This window comes from Ramlibacter rhizophilus, assembly GCF_004681965.1.
Classification (GTDB): domain Bacteria; phylum Pseudomonadota; class Gammaproteobacteria; order Burkholderiales; family Burkholderiaceae_C; genus Ramlibacter; species Ramlibacter rhizophilus.
In genome coordinates, this window is the sequence record NZ_SMLL01000005.1 from 405,999 (window position 1) to 431,327 (window position 25,329).

18 protein-coding genes are annotated in these 25,329 nt (G+C 70.4%); 8 read left to right on the forward strand and 10 right to left on the reverse strand.

All coding sequences use genetic code 11. The annotated features are described in order from the left end of the window. Positions 1 to 6 precede the first annotated feature (6 nt). The 3 genes from EZ242_RS14760 (at position 7) to EZ242_RS14770 (ending at position 6,954) form a co-directional block, all read left to right on the forward strand. Positions 7 to 1,890 carry an autotransporter assembly complex protein TamA gene (locus tag EZ242_RS14760; RefSeq protein WP_135285925.1) on the forward strand — a complete coding sequence of 628 codons (1,884 nt, stop codon included), beginning with the start codon at positions 7 to 9 and terminating at the stop codon, positions 1,888 to 1,890. Continuing rightward, positions 1,887 to 6,272: a translocation/assembly module TamB domain-containing protein gene (locus EZ242_RS14765; protein ID WP_135285926.1), complete on the forward strand. Its 4,386-nt coding sequence runs from the start codon at positions 1,887 to 1,889 to the stop codon at positions 6,270 to 6,272. Before EZ242_RS14760 ends, EZ242_RS14765 begins: the two co-directional genes overlap by 4 nt. 73 nt (positions 6,273 to 6,345) lie before the next feature. Continuing rightward, on the forward strand, positions 6,346 to 6,954 hold the full coding sequence (locus EZ242_RS14770) for a thioredoxin fold domain-containing protein (RefSeq protein ID WP_135285927.1): 609 nt from the start codon (positions 6,346 to 6,348) through the stop codon (positions 6,952 to 6,954). 98 nt (positions 6,955 to 7,052) lie between these two features. Here EZ242_RS14770 and EZ242_RS14775 read toward each other — a convergent pair whose 3' ends face one another. Beyond that, entirely contained in the window at positions 7,053 to 7,397 is a 345-nt protein-coding gene (locus EZ242_RS14775) for a hypothetical protein (RefSeq protein WP_135285928.1), read from the reverse strand. 102 nt (positions 7,398 to 7,499) lie between these two features. After that, positions 7,500 to 10,121: an ATP-dependent chaperone ClpB gene (clpB, locus tag EZ242_RS14780; RefSeq protein ID WP_135285929.1), complete on the reverse strand. Its 2,622-nt coding sequence runs from the start codon at positions 10,119 to 10,121 to the stop codon at positions 7,500 to 7,502. 435 nt (positions 10,122 to 10,556) lie between these two features. On the opposite strand from clpB, the gene EZ242_RS14785 reads away from it, so the two are divergent. Further along, positions 10,557 to 11,531, forward strand: coding sequence for a Bug family tripartite tricarboxylate transporter substrate binding protein (locus EZ242_RS14785; protein ID WP_135285930.1), 975 nt, complete (start codon positions 10,557 to 10,559; stop codon positions 11,529 to 11,531). A 4-nt stretch (positions 11,532 to 11,535) separates the two neighbouring features. Here EZ242_RS14785 and moaE read toward each other — a convergent pair whose 3' ends face one another. The 7 genes from moaE to EZ242_RS14820 are packed head-to-tail and all read right to left on the reverse strand — an operon-like array spanning position 11,536 to position 18,029. Continuing rightward, on the reverse strand, positions 11,536 to 12,015 hold the full coding sequence (gene moaE, locus EZ242_RS14790; protein ID WP_135285931.1) for a molybdopterin synthase catalytic subunit MoaE: 480 nt from the start codon (positions 12,013 to 12,015) through the stop codon (positions 11,536 to 11,538). 11 nt (positions 12,016 to 12,026) lie between these two features. Beyond that, entirely contained in the window at positions 12,027 to 12,278 is a 252-nt protein-coding gene (moaD, locus tag EZ242_RS14795) for a molybdopterin converting factor subunit 1 (RefSeq protein WP_135285932.1), read from the reverse strand. Then, positions 12,275 to 13,531: a molybdopterin molybdotransferase MoeA gene (locus EZ242_RS14800; RefSeq protein WP_135285933.1), complete on the reverse strand. Its 1,257-nt coding sequence runs from the start codon at positions 13,529 to 13,531 to the stop codon at positions 12,275 to 12,277. The genes moaD and EZ242_RS14800 overlap by 4 nt, the downstream gene beginning before the upstream one ends. After that, positions 13,528 to 14,061: a molybdopterin-guanine dinucleotide biosynthesis protein B gene (mobB, locus tag EZ242_RS14805; protein WP_135285934.1), complete on the reverse strand. Its 534-nt coding sequence runs from the start codon at positions 14,059 to 14,061 to the stop codon at positions 13,528 to 13,530. Before mobB ends, EZ242_RS14800 begins: the two co-directional genes overlap by 4 nt. Positions 14,062 to 14,086: 25 nt before the next feature. Next, positions 14,087 to 15,496 carry a threonine synthase gene (gene thrC, locus EZ242_RS14810; RefSeq protein WP_135285935.1) on the reverse strand — a complete coding sequence of 470 codons (1,410 nt, stop codon included), beginning with the start codon at positions 15,494 to 15,496 and terminating at the stop codon, positions 14,087 to 14,089. After that, a complete protein-coding gene (locus EZ242_RS14815; RefSeq protein WP_135285936.1) occupies positions 15,496 to 16,806 on the reverse strand; it encodes a homoserine dehydrogenase in 1,311 nt (436 codons plus the stop codon). The genes thrC and EZ242_RS14815 overlap by 1 nt, the downstream gene beginning before the upstream one ends. Next, positions 16,803 to 18,029 carry a pyridoxal phosphate-dependent aminotransferase gene (locus EZ242_RS14820; RefSeq protein WP_135285937.1) on the reverse strand — a complete coding sequence of 409 codons (1,227 nt, stop codon included), beginning with the start codon at positions 18,027 to 18,029 and terminating at the stop codon, positions 16,803 to 16,805. Before EZ242_RS14820 ends, EZ242_RS14815 begins: the two co-directional genes overlap by 4 nt. 60 nt (positions 18,030 to 18,089) lie before the next feature. Between EZ242_RS14820 and EZ242_RS14825 the strand changes: the two genes are divergently transcribed. The 4 genes from EZ242_RS14825 (at position 18,090) to EZ242_RS14840 (ending at position 23,871) form a co-directional block, all read left to right on the forward strand. After that, positions 18,090 to 18,467, forward strand: a complete 378-nt coding sequence (locus EZ242_RS14825) for an Mth938-like domain-containing protein (RefSeq protein ID WP_135285938.1) — start codon at positions 18,090 to 18,092, stop codon at positions 18,465 to 18,467. A 143-nt stretch (positions 18,468 to 18,610) separates the two neighbouring features. Then, positions 18,611 to 19,087 (forward strand): peroxiredoxin, encoded by a 477-nt coding sequence (locus EZ242_RS14830; RefSeq protein ID WP_135264847.1) that lies wholly within the window; start codon positions 18,611 to 18,613, stop codon positions 19,085 to 19,087. Between the two features lie 218 nt (positions 19,088 to 19,305). Continuing rightward, positions 19,306 to 21,024: a PhoH family protein gene (locus EZ242_RS14835; RefSeq protein ID WP_135285939.1), complete on the forward strand. Its 1,719-nt coding sequence runs from the start codon at positions 19,306 to 19,308 to the stop codon at positions 21,022 to 21,024. A 120-nt stretch (positions 21,025 to 21,144) separates the two neighbouring features. Next, a complete protein-coding gene (locus EZ242_RS14840) occupies positions 21,145 to 23,871 on the forward strand; it encodes a cation-transporting P-type ATPase (protein ID WP_135285940.1) in 2,727 nt (908 codons plus the stop codon). 6 nt (positions 23,872 to 23,877) lie between these two features. Here the strand turns inward: EZ242_RS14840 and dnaB are convergent, their stop codons facing one another. Next, the gene (dnaB, locus tag EZ242_RS14845; RefSeq protein WP_135285941.1) at positions 23,878 to 25,284 is read right to left on the reverse strand and encodes a replicative DNA helicase; all 1,407 of its coding nucleotides are present in this window, start codon (positions 25,282 to 25,284) and stop codon (positions 23,878 to 23,880) included. Between the last annotated feature and the right edge of the window lie 45 nt (positions 25,285 to 25,329).

Sequence of the window (25,329 nt, forward strand, 5' to 3'; positions counted from 1 at the left end):
GGATCGATGCAGTACCGTGTCCCGGGTCCTTCCGCGAGCGCCGCGCTGCGCCTGCTCGCGGCGCCGCTGCTGGCCGCCCTTCTCCTGATGCCCCTGCGGCTCGCCGCCCAGGCCGCCCCCGCGCCGGCCGACCCGGCCGCCGCCCCGTCCGCAGCCAATGCGGTCGAAGACGAGCGCGAGGCCAAGGCCTTCGACCTGGAGGTGCGCGCACCGGACGAGCTGAAGGAGCTGCTCGAAAAGCACCTGAGCCTGCAGCGCTTCCGGGACGTGCCCGACCTGGAGGACGCCGAGATCGAGCGCCTCGTGGCCGTGGCCGAGACCGAAGTGCGCCAGCTCGTGGCCACGCAGGGCTACTTCGCACCCGTGGTGGAGATCCGCATCGAGCGCGAGCGCCAGCCCACGCGCGTCGTGGTGGTGGTGCAGCCGCGCGAGGCCGCACAGGTGGAGGCGGTGGAGATCGGATTCGAAGGCGCCGTGGCGCAAAGCAGCGACCCGACCGCCGTCGCCCAGCGCGAGACCATCCGCGACGAGTGGGCGCTGCCGCCCGGCGAGCGCTTCACGCAGGAAGCATGGAGCGAGGCGAAGGAGCAGGCGCTGCAGGTCCTGCTGGCCAAGCGCTACCCGCTGGCGAAGATCAGCTACAGCCTGGCTGCCGTGAACGCCGGCGCCTCGCGCGCACGCCTGGGCCTGCGCCTGGACTCCGGGCCGCTCGTGCGCCTGGGCGAGCCGGTGGTGATCGGCGCCGAGCGCTACCCGAAGGTCATTGCCGAGCGCATCGCGCGGCTGGCGGTGGGCAGCGTCTATGACCGCCAGGACATCTTCGACGCGCAGCTGCGCCTGACCGGCAGCGGCTACTACGACACCGCCTTCATCTTCGTCGATTCGGCCCAGAACCCGGAGGCGGCACCGGTGCAGATCAACGTGCGCGAGGCCGACCAGCACAAGTGGGTGCTCGGCGTCGGCCTGACCACGGACCTGGGGCCGCACGCCTCGGTCGAGTACCGCAACAACGCCTGGCCCACGTCCTACTGGCTGACCAAGGCGCGGCTGCAGATCGAGAAGAAGGCCCCCGTGGCGGAGGTGGAGCTGCTGTCCATTCCGGGTGAGGACGGCTGGCGCTGGGGCGGCCTCGCCCGCGCCTCGCGCCTGCTGGACGACGACGGCCTGGAGACCCGGGCGCTGCGCCTGCGGGGCGGCCGCAGCCGGCTGAGCGACAACATCGAGCGCGAGATGTACCTGCAGCTCGACCGCGCGAGCGTGCGCGACACCACCGGCCTTCCCAGCGTGGAGCGCGGCGACGGCAGCGCCATCACGGCCAACTACAACGTCACCTGGCGCTACTTCGACAGTCCCACCCTGCCCACCCGCGGCTGGGGCGTGGGCGTGGAGCTGGGGGCGGGCTACACGCTCACCGGCGAGCGCAGTCCGTTCCAGCGCACCGTGCTGCGCGGAGCCCGCTACGTGCCGCTGGAATCCTCGCGCCTGCTGCTGCGCGCCGAGACCGGCGCCGTATTCGCCGCCGACGAGGCCGAGATCCCGTCCACCTCGCTGTTTCGCACCGGTGGCGACACCACCGTGCGCGGCTACGGCTATCGCGAGATCGGGGTCACCCGCGCCAACGGCGTCGATGCCCCGGGGCGCTATCTGGTGGTGGGCAGCATCGAGTGGATGCGGCCGATCCGGCGCAACGACCAGCCGACCAACCTGGAGCACACGCTCTTCATCGACGCCGGCGCCGTGGCCGACGAGCCCGGCCAGCTCGATCCCAAGCTGGGCATCGGCACCGGCGTGCGCTACCTCAGCCCCATCGGTGCGCTGCAGGCCAGCATCGCCTACGGCGTCGATGCCCGGCGGCTGCGGCTGCACCTGTCGGTGGGAGTGGTGTTTTGAGTACCCGCAGCCTCCCACGGCGGACGGTGCGGGCGCTGGCCTTCGTGCTGCTGGGCCTGCTCGCACTGCTGCTGGTGGCGGCCGCCTCCCTGTGGTGGTGGAGCGGCACGCAAGGCTCGCTCGACTGGGCGCTGCGGCGCTTCGGCGAGCCGGCCGGCCTGCGGGTGCAGGGGGCCACCGGCTCGCTGCGCGAAGGCCTGCTGGCCCAGGAGCTGCGCTGGGAAAGCGACGGGCTGCAGGTGCAGGCGCGCGGCGTGGACCTGGCCTGGGACCCGCGCGCCCTGCTCGGCCGCCAGCTGCGCGTGGACCGGCTGCGGGCCGAGTCCCTGGACATCGTGGACGAGCGGCCGGCGCAGGCCGGGCCGAACGCCCCGCCCGAGTCCCTCGAGTTGCCCTTCCCCGTGGCCCTGGAGGAGTTCGCCGTCGGCCGCTTGCGCTGGCTGGGCACCACGCCGGTCGAGGCGCGCCAGCTCACCGGCAAGTACCGCTACGACGGCTCGCAGCACCGGCTGGAGATCGGCAACGTGGAACTCGACCAGGGCCGTCTCCAGGGCGAGCTGACCCTGGGCGACCGTGCCCCCTTGCCCCTGCAGGCTGCCTTCAAGGGCGAACTGCGCGCGCCCGTGCCGGGCCGCGCGCAGCCGCTGCCGCTGCGCTTCGAGGCGCGCGCCCAGGGACCGCTCACGCAGCTCGCCGTGAGTGCCCAGCTGCGCGGCGACCCACAGGCCTTCGCCGCGGGCCGTGTCCCGTCGGCCGACGTGCAGGCCGTGGTGGCTCCCTGGGCCGAGGCGCCGGTGAAGGAAGCGCAGGCGCAGGTGGAGAACCTGGACCTGGCCATCCTGCAGCCTGGCCTGCCCCAGTCCGACCTGGCCGGCCGGCTGCAGCTCACGCCCCAGGCCGAAGGCACGCTGGCCCTGCAGGCGCAGCTGTCCAACCGCCTGCCCGGTCCCTATGACCGGGGCCGGCTTCCCTTCTCGCAAATCGACGCCAGGGGCGACTGGCGCCCCGGCGGGGCGGCCGTCGTCGAGCAGTTCCGCGCCCAGGTGGGCGCGGGCAGCGCCGAGGGCCAGGGCCGCTGGGATCCGGAGAAGGGCTTCGAGCTCAACGCGCAGGTGCGTGCGCTCGACCCCTCCCTCGTCTATTCCGAGATGGGCTCGGAGCCGCTGACCGGTGGCGTGAACGTCCGCGGACAGGGCGAGGACTTCGAACTGGACATCGACCTGCAGTCGCCGGGCGCCGCGCCGGCGCAGCGTCGCTCGGTCGCTCCGGCCCCGCGGGCGCGCCTCGCGGGCGCGATGACGCTGCCCGCGCTCACCTGGGTTTCGGCGCCCACGGCGCCGGCGCGGCCCGCGGCCGCGGCGCCGTCCCCACCCGGCGCAGCGTCACCGACCGCTCCCGCCAGCGCGGCCCCGCCTGCGGCCTCCACGGCGCCGGCCGCACCCGCCGCTGAAGCACCGCAGCAGGAGTTCCGGGACCTGCTCGAGGCGCTCAAGCTGCGCCGCCTGATCGGCAAGGCGCGCTGGTCCAAGGGCGAACTCATCCTGCCCGACGTGGACGTGCAGACGCAGGACGCGCGACTGCGCGGCAGCCTGCGCGTGAACCCGCGCGAACGCTCCGGCCAGGGCAAGCTCCAGCTCCAGGCGCCCGGCATGAACGCCCGCATCGACGGCAGCATCGCCGCGCGCAGCGGCCAGGGCACGCTGGACCTGCAGGCCGGCGATCTGGCGCGGGCCCTGCGCTGGATCCGCACCCTCCCGCGCATTCCGCAGGAGCTGATCCCGCCCTTGCAGGGCCGCGCCGATGTCGACCTGCAGTGGCAAGGCGGCTGGGAGAACCCCAGCGTGCAGGTGGACGTGAAGGCGCCGCAGCTGCGCTTCGATGCCTCGGCCGCGACGAACTTTCGCAGCGACTGGCGCGAGCTCCTGCAGGCCCTTCAGGTGCGCGCGCTGGACGCCAGGGCACGCTGGTCGGACGGCCAGCTGAGCGTCTCCGGGCTGGACCTGCGCACGGCCGACGCGCGGCTGCGGGGCACGCTGCAGGCGCAGCCCGGCGCGCCCTCTGGCGAAGGGCGGCTGCGACTGGAGGCGCCCGGCCTGGCCGTGCTGTTCGACGGCAAGCTGGCCGCGCGCAGCGGGGGCGGAACCCTGGAGGTGCGCGCCAGCGAACTCGCCCGCGCCACCCGCTGGATCCAGAGCCTGCCGCGCGTGCCGCAGGACCTGATTCCACCCCTGGAGGGCACGGCCCGCCTGGACCTGGACTGGCGCGGGGGCTGGGAAGACCCCCAACTACAGGCCCAGCTGCGGGCGCCGCAGCTGCGACTGCCACCGGCCGCGGGCGAGGAAGGCGGGCAGCCGCTCGTTCTGCGCGACCTCGCGCTGGACCTCGACGGCGACCTCGACGACGCGCAGGTCGCCCTGGAAGCGACGGCCGTGATGCAGGACCTGCGCGCGCGCGTGCAGGTGGAGGCAGACGTGCAGCGCAGCGCAGACGCCTGGCGCCTGCAACTGGAGGCTCTGCGGCTGGCCGCCAGCGGCATCGGCGGCGTGCCGGGCGACTGGCGCCTGGCCCTGCAGGAGCCCGTCAGCGTCCTCTGGCAGCCCGGGGGCGTCCTGCAGCTGTCACCCGGCAGCGCGACGCTGCAGCCGCCCGGACAAGGCACGCAGCCTGCCCGCATCGCCTGGGAGGCCACGCAGTGGGAGCCGGGCAATCTGCGGACGGCCGGCCGCATCCAGGGCGTGCCGCTGGAGTGGGTCTCCCTCTTCACCGGGGGCGAGCTGCTGGGCGGGCAACTGGCCGGCGACCTGCGCTTCGACGGCCGCTGGCAGCTTCGCACCGGCGGCGACACCCTGGACCTGCAGGCCAGCGTGGAGCGCAGCGCGGGCGACCTCTTCGTGCTGGCCGAGGGTGCGAACGGCGAAACGCTGCGCCTGCCCGCCGGCATCCGCGAGGCGCAGCTCACGTTGCGCGGTGACGGCCAGCGCCTGGTCGCCGGGCTGCAGTTCGACAGCGAACGCGCCGGGAGCATCCAGGGGCAGGTCTCCACCCCGCTGGCGCGCGGCGGGCCGCTCGGCTGGGAGCTGACCGAACCGGCGCCGCTGTCCGGGCAGTTGCGCGCCTCGCTGCCGCGCCTGCGGGCCTGGTCCCTGCTCGCGCCGCCCGGCTGGCGCGTGCGCGGCTCGATGCAGGCGCAGGTGGACGTGGGCGGAACGATCGACGAACCGCGCCTGGACGGCACCGTGACGGCGCAGGACCTGGCGGTGCGCTCGATCACCGAAGGCATCGCCTTGCAGGACGGGCGCCTGCGCGCGCGACTGGAGGGCCAGCGGCTGGTCATCGAGGAACTGCTGTTCCGCGGCCCAGGCGCCAATGGCGGCACCCTCACCGCAACGGGCAGCGCCGGCCTGGGGCCGTCCGGCTTCGAGTTGCGGCTGGACGCGGACCTGGACCAGCTGCGCGCCAGCGTGCGCAACGACCGGCAGCTCACGGTCTCGGGCGATGCCCGCGCGGTCGTCGGGCCGCAAGGCGTAGAGGTCACGGGCGACCTGCGGGTGGACCGGGCCCTGATCGTGCTGCCCGACGAAACGGCGCCCCAGCTGAGCGAGGACGTGGTCGTGACCAACCTGCCGCCGGGCGTGGTGCTGCGGCCCGAGGCCCGGGCGGCCGGCGGCGGCCTGCCCCTGCGGCTGGACCTTGCCATCGACCTGGGCCAGGACTTCCAGGTCCGCGGACGCGGCATCGATGCCGGGCTGCGCGGCCAACTCCAGGTGAGCGGGACGGATATCGCCGAGCCGCAGGTCAACGGTGAAGTCCGCATCGTGCGGGGCGAATTCGCCGCCTACGGCCAGCGGCTGAACATCGAACGCGGCATCCTGCGCTTCAACGGGCCGGCCACCAACCCGGCGCTGGACATCCTGGCCGTGCGGCCGCGCATGGAGCCGGCCGTCGGCGTGCAGGTCACCGGCCGCGCCGAGGCGCCGGACATCCGCCTCTATTCGGCTGCCCCGATGTCCGAGGCGGAAAAGCTGTCCATGCTGGTGCTGGGCCGCTCGTCCAGCACGGGCGGTGCCGAGGCGGCGCTGCTGCAGCGGGCGGCGCTGGCCCTGCTCACCAGCCGCGGCGGCGGGACCGGCGGCGGGGCGGGCGGCATCGCCGGCCTCATCGGACTGGACGAGCTGTCGGTGCGGCGCAGCGACGAGTCGGGTGCCGCCCTGGCCATCGGCAAGCAGATCGGCGAGAAGCTCTACGCCTCCTTCGAGCGCAGCCTCTCGGGGGCGCTGGGCACGCTCTACGTCTTCTACGACATCACCAGCCGCCTCACGCTGCGGGCCGAGACCGGCGGGCGCACGGCCGTGGACCTGATCTACCGCTTCAGCTACAACTGAAAGCCGCTGGCTTCCGAGGGGCCGGACGCGCTCTGGTAAGGTCCGGCCCGTTCATTCCACGTTCTGTCATGCCATGAGCCTGAAGCTGAAGTTCTTCGCGGCCGCCCTGTCGGCCACCCTGCTGGCCGCCTGCGGCGACAAGCCTGCCACCACCTCCGCCGCGCCCGCCGGCCCCACCGGCACGCAATCGGCCACGCAGGCGCCCTCCCCGGCCGCCATCGCCGCCGAAGCCAAGGGCTTCACCGTCGGCTCCGAGATGAACGTGCGGCGCGTCTTCGTCTTCTTCGACCCGCAGTGCCCGCACTGCGCGGCCTTGTGGCAGGCGGCCAAGCCCCTGCGCTCGCAGGCGCGCTTCATCTGGATCCCGGTGGGGCTCATGAACCCGAACAGCACCCTGCAGGGCGCGACCCTCCTGGCCGCCAGCGACCCGGTGGAGGCCATGGACCGCCACGAGGCGTCCATCCTCGCCAAGCAGGGCGGCATCGCGCCGGCCGCGGACATCGAGGCACAGAAGCAGGCCGTGGCCGCCAACACCGCGCTCATGAACCGCTATGGTTTCGCGAGCGTGCCCACCATCGTGGCCAACCACGCCGTGACCGGCGAGGTGGTGGTCAAGGAGGGCAGCATGCCCACGTCGGTCCTGGCCAACGCGCTGGGGCTGCAGGTGCCGGCCGGGAACTGAAGGTGTGAATGAATCTACTGCGCGCCCCGATCTGGCGCCTGCGCTTCTCGCCGTACCCAGGTACGGCTGCGATGCTCCGCGCCACCTCGGGCCGCTCGCTACGATTCCTTCACACCTTCAGGCTCACGCGCCTCCACGTCAGTGACGCCGAGGCGCCGGTTCGGGACATGGCTGCGGTTCGCGTCGGCGCGCGGCGTGCGGCTCGCCGGAGCCGCCTTCTCGGCGGCCGCCCGGTAGAAGCGCCCGAAACCCGCGCGCGGGTCCATGCGCATGGCGAAGGGCACGATGGGCCGGCCGGTCAGGCGCGCCCAGCCGGCGTACAGCCCCCAGCCGGCCAGAAGCACCAGGCCGGCAAAGGCCAGGCTCAGGGCCACGACCAGGCCGACGGCCAGCAGGACGAGGCTGGTCAGGAGACGGAGGAGCCGCCCGAGGAAATCATTCATTCGAGTGCGTCGTTGATGGAGAAGACGGGCTGAACCCCGTCGTCAATGGACAAGGCGGGGACCGCGTCCCCGCCCCGTGTGACAGCCCTCGCGCCCGATAGTTCAGGCCTCGGCTTCTTCGGCCGCCGGCTGCGCGTTGCCGAATTTGAACACGCCCGGCTCGCGCACCGGATCGACCTCGACCGGAATCGCGCTCTTGGGCGGGAAGCGCCCCTCCAGGATGAGCTTGGACAGCGGGTTCTCGATGCGCTGCTGGATCGCCCGCTTGAGCGGCCGGGCGCCGAACACCGGATCGAAGCCCACCTTGGCCAGTTCCTCCAGCGCCGCCTCTGAGACCTGCAGGCGCAGGTCCATCTTGGCGAGCCGCCGCTCCAGCACCTGCAGCTGGATGCGCGCGATCTGCGCGATGTGCGCGGCGCCCAGGCCGTGGAAGACCACCGTTTCGTCGATGCGGTTGAGGAACTCCGGACGGAAGTGCGACTTGAGCTCGTCCCAGACCGCTTCCTTGACGTCCTCGTAGGGCTTGCCGACCATGGCCTGGATCATGTGCGAGCCGATGTTGCTGGTCATCACGATGACCGTGTTCTTGAAGTCCACGGTACGGCCCTGCCCGTCGGTCAGGCGCCCGTCGTCCAGCACCTGCAGCAGCACGTTGAAGACGTCGTGGTGCGCCTTCTCGACCTCGTCGAGCAGGATGACGCTGTAGGGCTTGCGCCGCACGGCCTCGGTGAGGTAGCCGCCCTCCTCGTAGCCCACGTAACCCGGGGGCGCGCCGATCAGGCGGGCCACGGAGTGCTTCTCCATGAACTCGCTCATGTCCACGCGAATGAGGTGCTCCTCGGTGTCGAAGAGGAAGCTCGCCAGCGCCTTGCACAGCTCGGTCTTGCCCACGCCGGTCGGGCCCAGGAACAGGAAGGAGCCGGTCGGGCGGTTGGGGTCCGACAGCCCCGAGCGCGAGCGGCGGATGGCGTTGGCCACGGCGCTGATCGCCTCGTCCTGGCCGACCACGCGCTGGTGCAGGCGCTCCTCCATCTGCAGCAGCTTCTCGCGCTCGCCCTGCATCAGCTTGGAGACCGGGATGCCGGTGGCGCGCGCCACGACCTCGGCGATCTCCTCGGCGCCGACCTGCGTGCGCAGCAGCTGCGGCTTGCCGGACTTGGCCTTGCCGCTTTCCTGCGCCTGGGCGTCCTTGAGCTTGCCTTCCAGTTCCGGAAGCTTGCCGTACTGCAGCTCGGCGACCTTGTTGAAGTCGGCCTTGCGCTTGAACTCCTCGATCTGGAACTTGACCTTCTCGATCTCCTCGCGGATCTGCGCGCTGCCCTGCGCCGTGGCCTTCTCGGCCTTCCAGATTTCCTCCAGGTCGGCGATCTCCTTGTGCAGCTTGCCGATCTCGTCCTCGATCAGGCCCAAGCGCTTGCGGGATGCCTCGTCGGTCTCCTTCTTCATGGCTTCGCGCTCGATCTGCAGCTGGATCATGCGGCGGTCCAGGCGGTCGATGGCTTCGGGCTTGGAGTCGATCTCGATCTTGATCTTGCTGGCGGCCTCGTCGATGAGGTCGATGGCCTTGTCCGGAAGGAACCGGTCCGTGATGTAGCGGTGCGAGAGCTCGGCCGCCGCCACGATGGCCGGGTCGGTGATGTCCACGCCGTGGTGCGCCTCGTACTTCTCCTGCAGGCCGCGCAGGATGGCGATGGTGGCCTCCACCGTGGGCTCGCCCACCAGGATCTTCTGGAAGCGGCGCTCCAGCGCGGCGTCCTTCTCGATGTACTTGCGGTATTCGTCCAGCGTGGTCGCACCCACGCAGTGCAGCTCGCCACGCGCCAGCGCCGGCTTGAGCATGTTGCCTGCGTCCATGGCGCCCTCGGCCTTGCCGGCGCCCACCATGGTGTGCAGCTCGTCGATGAAGACGATGGTCTGGCCCTCGTCCTTGGCCAGCTCGGAGAGCACGTTCTTCAGGCGCTCCTCGAACTCGCCGCGGTACTTGGCGCCGGCCAGCAGCGCCGCCATGTCCAGCGAAAGCACGCGCTTGTTCTTGAGCGTCTCGGGCACCTCACCGGCCACGATGCGCTGCGCGAGGCCCTCGACGATGGCGGTCTTGCCCACGCCGGGCTCGCCGATCAGGACCGGGTTGTTCTTGGTGCGCCGCTGCAGCACCTGGATGGCGCGGCGGATCTCCTCGTCGCGGCCGATCACGGGGTCCAGCTTGCCCATGCGGGCGCGCTCGGTGAGGTCCAGGCAGTACTTCTTGAGCGCCTCGCGCTGGCCTTCCGCCTCGGCGCTGTTGACGTTCTGGCCGCCGCGCACGGCGTCCACCGCCGCCTCCAGCGACTTGCGCGACAGGCCGTGCTCGCGCGCGATGCGGCCGACATCCTGCTTGCTGTCGGCCACGGCGAGCATGAAGAGTTCGCTGGCGATGTACTGGTCGCCGCGCTTGAGGCTTTCCTTCTCGGCCCCCTGCAGCAGGGTGACCAGCTCGCGGCCGATCTGCACCTGCTCCTGGCCCTGCACCTGCGGGCGCTTGTGCATGGCAGCCTCGGCCGAAGCCAGCAGCCCGGGCACGTTGACGCCGGCGCGCTGCAGCAGCGCGGCCGGGCCATCCTCCTGGCGCAGCATGGCCACGAGCACGTGCTCCGGTTCGATGTAGGCATGGTCGTTCGCCAGCGCGAGGCTCTGCGCTTCGCTCAGGGCTTCGGCGAACTTGGTGGTGAGTTTGTCGAGTCGCATGTTGTCCAACGCTCCTGGTTGCACCGCAGCTTTAGGCCCGACCCCGCGATTTCAAGGGTCATCCGGCCCGCATCAGCGTACTGCGGCCGCGCCGCGATGCGCCGGCGCCGCATCGCAGGAGTCGCGCCGCTGCGTCAAATGAAGGCAAATGCCCCAGCTGAGGTCGCCGCCTGGCTGCGGGTATCCTCGGCGACTCGCGGTCCCATCCACTCCGTTCGAGCAGACGAGGGCTCAACAAACAGCGGACCCTCAAGCCCGTCTCGGCCCACAAACCGTTCGGGCTGAGGCTGTCGAAGCCCTGCGCCAGAGGACCACGCGAGCCCTTCGACAAGCTCAGGACAGGACCTTCGACAAGCTCAGGACAGGCCCTTCGACAGGCTCAGGGCGAACGGATGTGTTTGATCGGCCGCCGTCAGACACCTACCTTCTTCAACAATGCCTTCTTCTCCCTCTTCCACCCGCCGCCACCTGCTCGCCGCACTCGCGCTCTCACCCCTGGCCTGCGCCTTCGCACAGTCGGCCTCGCCCATCCGCCTGCTGGTGGGCTTCCCGCCCGGCGGCGGCAGCGACGCCATCGCCCGCACCCTGGCAGACAAGCTCAAGGACGTGCTCGGCGCACCGGTGGTGGTGGAGAACCGCGCCGGCGCGGGCGGCCAGATCGCCGCCCAGGCCCTGAAGGCCGCGCCGGCCGACGGCCGCACCTTCTTCCTGAGCCACGACCACACCGTCGCCATCCTGCCGCTGGTGACGCGCAACCCCGGCTTCGCGCCCGCGACGGATTTCGTGCCGGTGGCCGGCTTCGCCACCTTCGCCAACGCGCTGGCCGTCTCGAGCGGCACCCCGGCGCGCAGCGTGGACGAGTACGTGAAGGCGGTGCGCAGCACGGGCGGCAAGGACACGATCGGCGTGCCGGCACCGGGCTCCATCCCCGAGTTCCTGGTGGACATGATCGGCCGGAAATACCAGCTCGACCTGCAGGCCGCGCCCTACCGCGGAAGCGCTCCCATGATGGCCGACATGCTGGGCAACCAGATCAAGGCCGGCATCGGTTCCATCCCCGACTTCATCGAGAACCACCGCGCCGGCAAGCTGCGCATCGTGGCCGTGATCGGCGACAAGCGGCAGCCCCTGCTGCCCGAGGTGCCCACCTTCGCGGAACTGGGCTTTTCCAACCTGGACGACCTGCCGTATTACGGCGTCTTCGCGCCGGCCGGAACGCCGGCCGCCGAACTGGACCGCTTCGGCCAGGCGCTGCAGAAGGTGGTGGCGATGCCCGAGGTGCGCGAGCGTCTCACGGCCATGGGCCTGAACGTGGGCTACCAGCCGCAGGCCGCGTTCGCCGGCACGGTGCGCCGGTACGGCCAGACCTGGGAGCGCATCATCCGGTCCAGCGGCTTCGAGCCCAAGTGAGCATTCAGCCGGCGTTGGTACCGGCGATTCCCCACCGGGCGAGCGCCGCGTCGTCGCTCACCCGGGCATCGACCCAGCGCTCACCCTCGGGCGTGCGCTCCTTCTTCCAGAACGGCGCCTGGGTCTTGAGGTAGTCCATCAGGAACTCGCAGGCCTGGAAGCTCTGGCCGCGGTGCGCCGAGGTGACGGCCACCAGCACGATCTGGTCCTGCGGCTGCAGCGGCCCCACGCGGTGGATGACGCGCACGGCGCGGATGTCGAAGCGGCGCAGGGCCTCGTCGATCATGGCCTCGATGGACGCCTCGGTCATGCCGGGGTAGTGCTCCAGCTCCATGGCGCTCACGGCGCTGCCCTCGCTGCGGTCCCGCACGGTGCCCACGAAACTGCACACGGCGCCCACCCCTGCGTCGCCCGCGCGCAGGGCCGCCACTTCGGCGCCGAGGTCGAAGTCCCCGGCCTGGATGCGAACGCGCGCGGACGCCATGGCCATCCCCTTCAGCCCCCGGTGACCGGGGGGAAGAACGCGACCTCGGCCCCCTCGCGAAGGGCCGTGGTTTCATCGGCCATGACCTGGTCGATGGCCATGCGCAGGGCCCGCTCGCGTGAGAGCGCTTCGGCATGGCGCCCGCCACGGTCGATCAACTGCTCGCGCAGCGCGCCGAGCGTGGTGGCCTCGGTGTCGATGGTTTCCGAGGCGGTGCCGATGGCCTCGCGAACCGAGGCGAAGTAACGCAGCGAGAGCTTCATGACAGCAGTTGCGCAAGGTCGAGGAAAGGCACCGCTTCGCCGCGCTGGATGGTGCGGCCGGCCGCGACATCGACCAGCCCGTCGCACCAGGCCGCCGAGGTGAGCACGCCCGAGCTCTGGTTGGGGAACAAGGCGAGTCCGCCTTCGCCGTCGCGCCGCACGCGCAGGAACTCGCGCCGCTTGTCCGCGCGCGGCCAGTCGAAGTGGGCGGGCAGCGCGCTGGCCACCGGTGCCAGCTGCGTGGCGCCCTGGAGCTTGAGCAGGAAGGGCCGTACCAGCAGCAGGAAGGTGACGAAGCTGGACACCGGGTTGCCCGGCAGGCCGATGAAGTGGCACTCGCCGTCCGCTTGCCTGCCGACGACACCGTAGGCGAAGGGCTTGCCCGGCTTCATGGCGATCTGCCACAGGTCCAGCCGGCCGAGCTGCTGCACGGCCGGCTTGATGTGGTCTTCCTCCCCCACGGAGACGCCGCCGCTGGTGAGGATCAGGTCGTGCGAACCCGCGGCCGAGCGCAAGGCCTCCAGCGTGGCCTCGCGCCGGTCGGGCACGATGCCCAGGTCCGAGACCTCGCAGCCCAGGCGCAGCAGCAGGCTGCGCAGGAAGAAACGGTTGGAGTTGTAGATGGCCCCGGGCGGCATGCGCTCGGGCGGCAGCTCGCCGGGCATGACCAGCTCGTCGCCGGTGGAGAACAGGGCCACGCGAGGACGCTGCGCCACCTCCAGCCGCGCCATGCCGATGCCGGCGGCCAGGCCCAGGGCCGCGGGGCCGAGGCGCTCACCGGCGCGCAGGATGGTGGCGCCCCGCGTGACGTCCTCGCCGCTGCGGCGGATCCAGGCGCCGGCCGGGGCCGGCTTGAGGATGCGGACCTGGCCTTCTTCCTGCGCCGGCGCGGTGTCTTCCTGCATGACGACGGCGTCGGCGCCCTGCGGCACCGGCGCGCCGGTGAAGATGCGCGCCACGCTGCCGGGCGCGAGCGGCGCGGCCGCCGCGCCCGCGGGGATGCGTTGGCTCACCGGCAGCGCCGCGCCCTGCTCGAGGGCCCGCGCCACCTCGGCGCTGCGCACCGCGTAGCCGTCCATGGCGCTGTTGTCCTGCGGCGGCACCTGCAGGGCCGAGACCAGGTCCTGCGCGAGCACGCGCCCGTCGGCGTCGAAGGTGGAGACGGTCTCGCGGCCCGCGAGCGGCCGCGCGTGCGCCAGCAGCTCGGCCAGCGCATCGTCCAAAGGCCGCAGGGTGGGACGCGCCGCATTCATGCGTAGATCTCCGGGCGATAGTCGAATCGCTCGCCATTGTCGGTCAGCCACTGGGCGACCGCGTCGGGGTCGTTGAGGTCCAGCACGGGCCGCAGGGTCGCCTCGGGCAGATTCGCCGGCTCGTCCGTGGCGATGGCGACGATGAAGTCGTCATCCATGTAGCGCGCCGGCTTGCCCGCGGATGCCCGCCAGACCTCGACCTTGAGCAGGTTGCTCTCCTTGAAGCCCTCGACCAGCACCCAGTCCACGCCCTCCCACAGCTCGGCGACGAGGTGGTGCACCGACAGCCGCGCGGGCTGCTCGAACTCGCGGATCAGGGCCAGGCGCCGCTCGGACGCGACCACCACCTCGAAGGCGCCGGCCTCGCGGTGGCGATAGGTGTCCTTGCCCGGATGGTCGATGTCGAAGGCATGGTGCGCATGCTTGACCACCGATACGCGCAGCCCGCGCAGCCTGAGCGCAGGAATGAGGCGCTCGACCAGCGTCGTCTTGCCCGAGCCGGAGTAGCCGGCGAAACCCACTACCTTCATGTCGTCCTGCCGTTTCGTGCCGCGCTCACGCGCAATGCGCCGCGATGTAGTCCTTGACCCTGCCCACGTCGGCCGGCAGCACCGTCACGCGGCGCGGCAGCAGCTCGATGCCCTCGAAGCGCGCCGGCCGCTCGGGCTCGCGCCGCAGCGCTTCGACGATGGTGGCGGCGAACTTGATGGGAAGCGCCGTCTCCAGCACGATCATGGGCACGCCGGGCTGGCGGTGCTCGCGCGCGACCTTCAGGCCGTCGGCCGTGTGCGTGTCGATCATCCGGTGATGCTTCTCGTACACCTCGCGGATGGTGGCCAGGCGGTCGGCATGCGTGCTGCGGCCGCTGCGGAACCCGAAGCGATCGCGGGCGAGCGGCAGCTCGGCGGACAGGTCGAAGCGCCCTTGCTGCTGCAGGGCCGCTGCGAACAGCGCGCGCACGCGCTCGCCGTCACGCCCCAGCAGGTCGAAGACGAAGCGCTCGAAGTTGCTGGCCTTGGAGATGTCCATGCTGGGGCTGGAGGTCTCGTACGTGTCGGCGGCGCCGCGCACGCGGTAGATGCCGGTGCGGAAGAACTCGTCGAGGACGTCGTTCTCGTTGGTGGCGACCACCAGCGTCTCGATGGGCAGGCCCATCATGCGCGCGACGTGCCCGGCGCAGACATTGCCGAAGTTGCCCGAAGGCACGGCGAAGCTCACGCGTTCGCCCTCGCCGCGCGTGGCCTGGAACCAGCCGGCGAAGTAGTACACCACCTGGGCCACGAGGCGCGCCCAGTTGATGGAGTTGACCGTTCCAATGCGCAAGCGCCGCTTGAACTCCAGGTCATTGGAGACGGCCTTGACGATGTCCTGGCAGTCGTCGAAGACGCCTTCGATGGCCAGGTTGTGGATGTTCTCGTCCTGCAGGCTGAACATCTGCGCCTGCTGGAAGGGGCTCATGCGCCCATGCGGCGAGGTCATGAAGACCCGCACGCCCTTCTTGCCCCGCATGGCGTACTCGGCGGCGCTGCCCGTGTCGCCCGAGGTGGCGCCCAGGATGTTGAGCTCCTCGCCGCGACGCGCCAGCTCGTACTCGAACAGGTGGCCCAGCAGCTGCATGGCCATGTCCTTGAAGGCCAGCGTGGGGCCGTTGGACAGGGCCTGGAGGTACAGGCCGTCCGCCAGCGCCGCCACCGGCGCGATCTCGCGCGTGCCGAAGACCTCTTGCGTGTAGGTCTTGCGGCAGATGGCGCGCAGGTCCTCGGCCGGGATGTCGTCGATGTAGAGCGAGAGGATCTCGAAGGCGAGGTCCGCATAGGGCAGGCCGCGCCAGCGCGCGAGCGTGGCCGCATCGACCTGCGGGTAGTGCTCGGGCAGGTAGAGGCCGCCGTCGGGCGCCAGGCCTTCGAGCAGAATCTCGCTGAAGCGCTTGCGATCCGGATGGCCGCGGGTGGACAGGTAGCGCATCAGGCGAGTTCTTCCTTGCGGATGCGCACGATGGGCGCCACCACCGTGGGCAGCGCCTGCACCTGGGCCAGCACCTCGTCCATGGTGCCCTCGCGCACGTCGTGCGTGAGGATGATGAGGTCGGTCTGGTTCTCGCCCTCGCCCGCCTCGCGCTGCAGGATGGCGTCGATGGAGATGCCGGCCCCGGCCAGCAGTCCCGTCACCTGCGCGAGCACGCCGGCCTGGTCGGCCACGCGCAGCCGGAGGTAATAGCTGGTGACGACTTCGCTCATGGACAGCACGGGCTGGTCGGAGAGGCTGTCGGGCTGGAAGGCCAGGTGCGGCACGCGGTGCGCGGCATCGGCCGTGTGCAGGCGCGTGACGTCCACCAGGTCGGCGATCACCGCGCTGGCCGTGGGCTCGCTGCCGGCCCCTTTGCCGTAGTAGAGCGTGGTGCCCACGGCATCGCCCTGGACCATCACGGCGTTCATGGCGCCCTCGACGTTGGCGATCAGCCGCCGCGCCGGCACCAGGCAGGGGTGCACGCGCAGCTCCACGCCGCTGTCGCGCCGCTTGGCGATGCCCAGCAGCTTGATGCGGTAGCCCAGCTGCTCGGCATAGCGGATGTCCTGCGCGCCGAGCTTCGTGATGCCTTCCACGTGGGCCTTGTCGAACTGCACCGGGATGCCGAAGGCGATGGCCGACATGATGGTGGCCTTGTGCGCCGCGTCCACGCCCTCGATGTCGAAGGTGGGGTCGGCCTCGGCATAGCCCAGGCGCTGCGCCTCCTTGAGCACGGCCTCGAAGTCCAGGCCCTTGTCGCGCATTTCCGAGAGGATGAAGTTGGTGGTGCCGTTGATGATCCCGGCGATCCACTCGATGCGGTTGGCCGTGAGACCCTCGCGCAGCGCCTTGATGATGGGGATGCCGCCGGCCACGGCCGCCTCGAACGCGACCATCACGCCGCGCCGGTGCGCCGCCGCGAAGATCTCGGTGCCGTGCACGGCCAGCAGCGCCTTGTTGGCCGTGACCACGTGCTTGCCGGCCTCGATGGCCTCCATGACGAGCTGGCGGGCGATGCCGTAGCCGCCGATCAGCTCGATCACGATGTCGATGTCCGGATTGGCGATGACGGCGCGCGCGTCGGCGACGACGCGCACGCCCTCGCCCACCACGGTGCGGGCGCGCTCCGTGTCCAGGTCCGCGACCATGGCGATCTCGATGCCGCGCCCGGCCCGGCGGGTGATCTCGGTCTGGTTGCGCTGCAGGACGTTGAAGACGCCGCTGCCGACGGTGCCGATGCCCAGCAGGCCGACTTGGATGGGTTTCATGAGGAGTGACGCTTGCGGTAGGTTTCGAGGAACTTCGCGATGCGGCCGATGGCCTCGCGAAGGTCGTCTTCATGGGGAAGGAAGACCATGCGGAAGTGGTCGGGCCGCGGCCAGTTGAAGCCGGTGCCCTGCACCAGCATCACGCGCGTTTCCTGCAGCAGCTGCAGAAAGAACTGCCGGTCGTCCTGGACCGGATAGACCTGCGGGTCCAGGCGCGGGAACATGTACAGCGCCGCGCGCGGCTTGACGCAGCTGACGCCGGGAATGGCCGTGAGCATCTCGTAGGCCACGTCGCGCTGGCGGCGCAGGCGCCCGCCGGGCCCGACCAGCTCATGGATGCTCTGGTAGCCGCCCAGCGCCGTCTGGATGGCCCACTGCCCCGGCACATTGGCGCACAGGCGCATGTTGGTGAGCATGTTCAGGCCTTCGATGTAGTCGGCCGCGGGCTTCCTGTCGCCCGAGACCACCATCCAGCCGGCCCGGTAGCCGCAGGACCGGTAGCTCTTGGACAGCGAGTTGAAGGTCAGCGTGAGCACGTCTTCCGACAGGCTGGCGATGGCCGTGTGCTGCGCGTCCTCGTAGAGCACCTTGTCGTAGACCTCGTCGGCCAGGATCACCAGGCCATGCTCGCGCGCGACGGCGACGATCTCGCGCAGCAGTTCGGGCGAGTACAGCGCGCCCGTGGGGTTGTTGGGGTTGATGACCACGATGCCCTTGGTGCGCGGCGTGATCTTGCGGCGGATGTCCGCCACGTCGGGCATCCATTCGTTGGCCTCGTCGCACAGGTAGTGCACGGGCGTGCCGCCGGACAGCGTGGTGGCTGCGGTCCACAGCGGGTAGTCGGGCGTGGGGATGAGCAGCTCGTCGCCGTCGTCGAGCAGCGCGTTGGTGGCCATGGCGATGAGTTCGCTCGCGCCATTGCCGAGGTACACATCGTCCAGCGTGACGCCCTTGATGCCTTGTTGCTGCGTGTAATGCATCACCGCCTTGCGGGCGGCGAAAATGCCCTTGCTGTCCGAGTAACCTGCCGAGTTGGGCAGGTTGCGGGCCATGTCCTGCTGGATCTCCTCGGGTGCGTCGAAGCCGAAGGCGGCGAGGTTGCCGATGTTGAGCTTGATGATCTTCTGGCCCTCGTCCTCCATGCGCCGGGCGGCGTCCATGATGGGCCCGCGGATATCGTAGAGAACGTTGGCCAGCTTGGCCGATTTCTGGATGGTCTTCAAAGGGCCTCCGGCAAGGCGTCTCGCGGTGAAAACCTACAATTTGACCATAGTTGAACCACCATGAAACTGCAGCCCGACCGCTCCAGCGCACCGACCATCACGGGTCATGGACCCGGCTGGGTGGCCGTGGACGGACAGCGCATCGAACACAGCGTCATCGTGGGCTCGCAGGGCGAGCGCATCGACTGGCCCGCGGCTGCGTGGGAAGCCCTGCAGCCCACGCACTTCGAGACCCTGGCCGCCCTGGACGTGGAGGTGGTGATCTTCGGCAGCGGATCACGCATCCGCTTCCCGCGGCCGGCGTGGCTCGCGCCGCTGGTCGCGCGACGCATCGGCGTGGAGACCATGGACACGGCCGCGGCCTGCCGCACCTACAACATCCTGGCCCAGGAAGGTCGTCGCGTGGCCGCCGCGCTGGTGGTCGAAACACCGGCCTGAAGCACGCGCACAACCGGCGGTGGGGGCCGCGCACGGACCCTGCGCCCCGGCCAGAGATGTAAATCGGTTAAAATCGACGACCCACGCCACGGCTACGCCTTGGCGCCGCCACGAGAAAACCCTGTCACGCGAGATACAAGTCCATGGCGATCGTTGTCAACAAACCCATTCCAGAATTTGAAGCGAACGCCACCGGTGGGCTCAAGGTGTCCAACACCTCGCACCTGGGCCAGATTCTGGTGCTGTATTTCTACCCCAAGGACAACACGCCCGGCTGCACCACCGAGGCCATGCAATTTCGCGACAAGTACAAGGACTTCGTCAAGGCCGGCGCCACGGTCTTCGGCGTCTCGCGCGACAACATGAAGTCGCACGACGACTTCAAGGCCAAGCTCGAGCTGCCTTTCGAACTCATCGCCGACACCGAAGAGAAAATGTGCCACATGTTCGGCGTGGTCAAGAACAAGATCATGTACGGCAAGAAGGTCAAGGGCATCGAGCGCAGCACCTTCCTCATCGGTGCCGACGGCATCCTCAAGCAGGAGTGGCGCGGCCTCAAGGTGCCCGGCCACGTGGACGAGGTGCTCAAGGCCGTCAAGCTCCTCAAGAAGGCTGCCTGAGCTTCACCTGCCCGGCGCGCCTCGCTTCACCGATTCGAGGCGCTGCCACAACAGCGGTTCACCCGTCATTGCCACGCCCCCTCGGGCATGCATAATGGTCCGCATGCTGTTGTCCCTGACGCGCCGCGTCACCGCTGCAAGCTCCGCAAAAGCCGCCCGGTTCTCGGGGCGGCTTTTTTCTTTTCCGCAGTCCACTCCATCCGGGAACACCCTCGCCTATGCCGCTGCCCGCCGCCCCCACCAAACGCGCCGCCCTGCTTCCGTCCGATGCCTACGAGGCACCGGCCCGGACCTCGTCCAAGGCGGCTCGAAAACCGGCGGCGGCCGGGGCGCTGGAGGCGCCTGAGCGGCCCCAGGCCGTGGTCTTCGATCCGCGGCCCGGCAGCGGCGGCGGCGATGCGCACGCGGAGTCCCTGCTGGAAGTCGAGGTGGACGACGAGGACATCGTCGTCATCGACGCCCCCGAGCCGGCGCCGGTGGAGACCGCGCGCCGCCGCCCTGCCGCCGCAAGCGAAGGCCGGCCGCGCAAGCCCAAGGCCAAGGCGACTGCCGCGGCCAAGCTCTTCGTGCTCGACACCAACGTGCTGATGCACGACCCGATGTGCCTGTTCCGCTTCGAGGAACACGACATCTTCCTGCCCATGATCGTGCTGGAGGAACTGGACAGCCACAAGAAGGGCACCACGGAGGTGGCGCGCAACGCACGGCAGGCGAGCCGCTCGCTGGACGCACTGGCCGGCTCCAACGGCGCCGACATCGCCGCCGGCATCCAGCTGGATGCGACCGGCCACCGCGAAGCGGGCGGGTGCCTGTTCTTCCAGACCCAGGCGCTGGCCATCACCACGCCGCAGAACCTGCCGCAGGGCAAGGCCGACAACCAGATCCTGGGCGTGGTGCAGGCGCTGCGCGACCAGCATGCGCCCCGCGAGGTGGTGCTGGTGTCCAAGGACATCAACATGCGCGTGAAAGCCCGCGCGCTGGGCCTGGCGACCGAGGACTACCGCAACGACAAGACCATCGACGACCTGGAGCTGCTGTACTCCGGCGCCCTGGCCCTGCCGCCGGACTTCTGGGCCAAGCACGGCAAGACGGTGGAGAGCTGGCAGAGCGGGCTGCACACCTTCTACCGGATCAGCGGGCCGATCGTCCCGAGTTTGCTGATCAACCAGTTCGTGTACTTCGAGGCGCCCGGCGAACCCAGCCTCTATGCCCGCGTGACCGAGATCCGCGGCCGCACCGCCGTGCTCAAGACCTTGAAGGACTACGGCCACCTCAAGCACGCCGTGTGGGGCGTGACCACGCGCAACCGCGAGCAGAACTTCGCCATGAACCTGCTCATGGACCCGGAGATCGACTTCGTGACGCTCACCGGCACCGCCGGCACCGGCAAGACGCTGATGGCCTTGGCCTCGGGCCTCACGCAGGTGCTGGACGAGCGGCGCTACACCGAGATCATCGTCACCCGCGCCACGGTGAGCGTGGGCGAGGACATCGGCTTCCTGCCCGGCACCGAGGAAGAGAAGATGGGCCCCTGGATGGGTGCGCTGGACGACAACCTCGAAGTGCTGGCCAAGACCGAGACCAGCGCCGGCGAGTGGGGACGTGCCGCCACCAACGAGCTCATCCGCAGCCGCATCAAGGTCAAGAGCATGAATTTCATGCGCGGACGGACCTTCCTCAACAAGTACGTGATCGTCGACGAGGCGCAGAACCTCACGCCCAAGCAGATGAAGACCCTGATCACCCGCGCCGGCCCGGGCACCAAGATCATCTGCATGGGCAACCTCGCGCAGATCGACACGCCCTACCTCACCGAAGGCTCTTCGGGCCTGACCTTCGCCGTGGACAAGTTCAAGGGCTGGCCGCACGGCGGGCACATCACGCTGGCGCGGGGCGAACGCTCGCGGCTGGCGGACTTCGCGTCCGAAGCCCTGTAGGACGGTCGCGCCCGACGCCCGGCTTGAGGTTCATCAAGCCAGGGCCGACGGATCACGGCAGACTTCGGGGATACCGCGGCCCCGCCGGTGGCGGGTTCGCATTGCAGCCGAGGAGTACCCGTGACCGAGCGGCCTTCCACGCCCGACTGGCACACGCTCGACGCGCCGCAAGTCGGTGAGCACCTGAAGTCGCCGCCGGGCGGTCTGAGCCATGAGCAAGCGCAGCGTCGTCTCGCGCAGCACGGCGCCAATGCCCTCCCCGAGCCGCCGCGACGCAGCGCGCTGCGTCGCTTCCTGGGCCAGTTCCACAACGTCCTGCTGTACCTGATCCTGGCCGCGGCCGGCATCACGGCCTTCCTGGGACACACGGTGGACACGGCCGTGCTGCTCGCCGCCGCCCTGGTCAACGCGCTCATCGGCTTCTTCCAGGAAGGCAAGGCCGAGGCCGCGCTGGAGGGCATCCGCCGGATGCTCTCGCCGCACGCGACGGTCGTGCGCGAAGGCCATCGGCAGGAGGTGCCCGCCGCATCGCTGGTGCCCGGCGACCGGGTGGTGATCGCCAGCGGCGACCGCGTGCCGGCCGACCTGCGGCTGGTGAACGCCCTGCAGCTGCGCGTGGACGAGTCGGCGCTGACCGGTGAATCCGTGCCCGTTGACAAGAGCACGGAGCCGGTGGCGACCGATGCGCCCCTGGGCGACCGCGAGGGCATGGCCTATTCGGGCACGCTGGTGGTCCAGGGCCAAGGGGAAGGCGTGGTGGTCGCCACCGGCACGGCCACCGAGTTGGGCGGCATCAACCGCCTGCTGACGCAGGTGGAGCGGGCACGCACGCCGATGCTGCAGCAGATCGACCGCTTCGGCCGCTTGCTTGCGGCGGCCATCCTCGGCGTGTCCGCGCTCACCTTCCTCCTGGGTACGCTGTGGCGCGGACAACCCGCCGCCGAGATGTTCATGATGGTCGTGGCGCTGGCGGCGGCCGCCATTCCGGAAAGCCTGCCCGCCATCCTCACCGTGACGCTGGCCCTGGGCGTGCAGCGCATGGCGCGCCACCGGGCGATCCTGCGCCACCTGCCGGCGGTCGAAACCCTGGGGTCCGTGACCGTGATCTGCTCGGACAAGACCGGCACCCTCACCCGCAACGAGATGACGGTGCAGCGCGTGGCCTGGGCCGGCGGCGCGGCGCGGGTCGAGGGCGTGGGCTACGAGCCGCAGGGGACCTTCTGCATCGGCGACCACGCGGTGGACCCCGGCGCGCATCCGGCGCTGCGGCTGTGCGTGGAAGTCGGCGTGCTGTGCAACGATGCGCGCATGCGCGCGGGCGACGGCGGCCGCCGCGTCGAGGGCGATCCGACCGATGGCGCCTTGCTGGTGCTCGGCGAGAAGGCGAACTGGTCCCGCGAGCAGGGCAAGCAGGATTGGCCGCGCGAGAAGGTCATCCCCTTCGAGTCGGAGCGCCGCTTCATGGCCACGCAGCACCGCGCCGCTGGCGGCGAGGCGAGGATCTGCGTCAAGGGGGCCCCGGAGCGCGTGCTGGACCTGTGCCGCGCGCAATGGACGGACGCGGGCGAAGCCCCACTGGACGTGGACGGCTGGCGCCGCATCGCCACCGACATGGCGAGCCAGGGCCTGCGCGTGCTGGCGCTGGCGCTGCGAAGCGGCGAGCTGCCCGGCGGTCGCTTCGACGGCGACGCGCTGGAAGGCGAGCTGCTGATGCTCGGGCTGGTGGGCCTCATCGACCCGCCGCGCGCCGAGGCGCGGGCGGCCGTGGCCGAGTGCCGCAGCGCCGGCATGCAGGTCAAGATGATCACCGGCGACCACGCCGAGACGGCACGCGCCATCGGTGCGCAGCTCGGCATCGGCAGCGGCAAGCCCGCGCTCACCGGCGCCGAGCTGTCGCTCATGGACGACGCGGAGCTGCGGCGCGTGGTGCAGGACGTGGACGTGTTCGCCCGCACCAGCCCCGAACACAAGCTGCGCCTGGTGCGGGCGCTGCAGGCCGGCGGCGAGGTGGTGGCCATGACGGGCGACGGCGTCAACGACGCGCCGGCGCTCAAGCAGGCCGACATCGGCACGGCCATGGGCCACAAGGGCACCGAAGCCGCCAAGGAGGCCGCCGCCATGGTGCTGGCCGACGACAACTTCGCCACCATCGTGCTGGCGGTGCGCGAAGGCCGCGCGGTCTACGACAACATCCGCAAGTTCATCCTCTTCATCCTGCCGACCAACGGCGGCGAGGCGCTGATCGTCATCTCCGCCATCCTGTTCGAGCTCACGCTGCCGCTCACCGCGGCCCAGGTGCTGTGGATCAACATGGTGACTTCCGCGGCGCTGGGCCTGGCCCTGGCCTTCGAGCCGCCCGAGCCCGGCATCATGGCGCGTCGGCCGCGCCCGCCTGGCGAATCGCTGCTGACGGGCCTGTTCGCCTGGCGCGTCGTGATGGTGTCGGTGCTGATGATGGTGGCCGCCCTCGGCCTGTTCCTGTGGGAGCTGGAGCGCGGCACGGGCGTGGAGACGGCACGCACGATGGCCGTGAACACCATCGTGGCTGCCGAGATGTTCTACCTCCTGAACAGCCGCTACGTCCTGGCGCCGGTGCTCACGCGCGAGGGACTGACCGGCAATCCGTATGTGCTGCTGTCGATCGCGGCCTGCGTGCCCTTGCAGCTCCTGTTCACGTACACGCCGCAGATGAACGAGTGGTTCGGAACGGCGCCGCTCTCGGTGGGCGAGTGGCTGCGGGTGGTGGGCGCAGGACTCTTCGTGTTCCTGGCCGCGGAGGGCGAGAAGGCCCTGGTGCGGCGCCTGCGCGGGCCGCTCGCGGCGCGCCTGCGCGAGCGCGCCGCCTGAGGCGGATCAGAAGTCGTCGCTGCCCGAGGCGAGCGACTCGAACTTCGTGAGCTGGCGCAGGAAGGCCAGCTTCACCGTGCCGGTGGGGCCGTTTCGCTGCTTGCTGATGATGACTTCGGCGACGCCCGGCTCCTTGGAGTCCTTGTTGTAGTAGTCGTCGCGGTAGATGAACATGATGACGTCGGCATCCTGCTCGATGGCGCCGGACTCGCGCAGGTCGCTCATCATGGGCCGCTTGTCGGTGCGCGACTCCACGCCGCGGGACAGCTGCGACAGCGCGATCACGGGGCAGCCCAGCTCCTTGGCCAGCATCTTGAGGCCGCGCGAGATTTCACCGACGGCGGTGGCGCGGTTCTCGTCGCTCATGCCGGTGGACACGCTCATGAGCTGCAGGTAGTCGATGACGATCAGCCCCAGCTTGCCGCCGCACTGGCGCGCCAGGCGCCGGGCGTTGGCGCGCAGTTCGCTGACGGTGAGGCCGGGCGTCTCGTCGATGTGCAGCGACACGTTGCGCAGCTTCTCGATGGCCTCGGTCAGGCGCGGCCACTCCTCGTCGTTCAGCTTGCCCGTGCGCAGATGCCCCTGGTCGATGCGTCCGATGGAACCCACGATACGGATGGCCAGCTGCGCGGCGCCCATTTCCATGGAGAACACCGCCACCGGCAGCTCCTCGTTCATGGCCACGTGCTCGGCGATGTTGATCGCGAAGGAGGTCTTTCCCATGGACGGCCGCGCGGCCAGGATGATCAGGTCGCCGGCCTGCAGGCCCGAGGTCATGCGGTCCAGGTCGTAGAAGCCGGAGGGCACGCCCGTGATGTCGCTGGGGTTGTCGGCCATCTCCTGGACCCGGTCCAGCAGGTCCACCACCAGCGCCCCCATGTCGTGGAAGCCCTGCTTGTTGCGCGAGCCCTCCTCGCCGATGTGGAAGATCTTCTGCTCGGCCTCGTCCAGGATCTTGTCCACGGCCTTGCCCTGCGGGTTGAAGGCCGCGGTGGCGATCTCGTCCGAGGCGGTGACCAGCTTGCGCAGGATGGCGCGCTCGCGAACGATCTCGGCGTAGCGCCGGATGTTGGCGGCGCTCGGCACGTACTGCGCAAGCGAATTGAGGTAGGCCAGGCCGCCGACCTCCTCGGCCTTGCCCAGGCTCTGGAGGTGCTCGAACACCGTGATCACGTCGGCCGGCTTGGTGGCGTTCACCAGGTCGGCCACGGCCTTGAAGATCAGGCGGTGCTCGTAGCGGTAGAAATCGTTGTCGGACAGCAGGTCGCCCATGCGGTCCCAGGCGCCGTTATCGAGCAACAGTCCACCCAGGACGCTGGATTCGGCTTCGATGGAGTGCGGCGGCACCCTCAGTTTCGCGACTTCGCGGTCGCGCGGGAAGTCGTCTTCGACGCTTGTCAGTACTGCAGACATGGAGGTTCTTTCGGGCGCCAATGGTAGAGGGGATGAGCCCGCCGG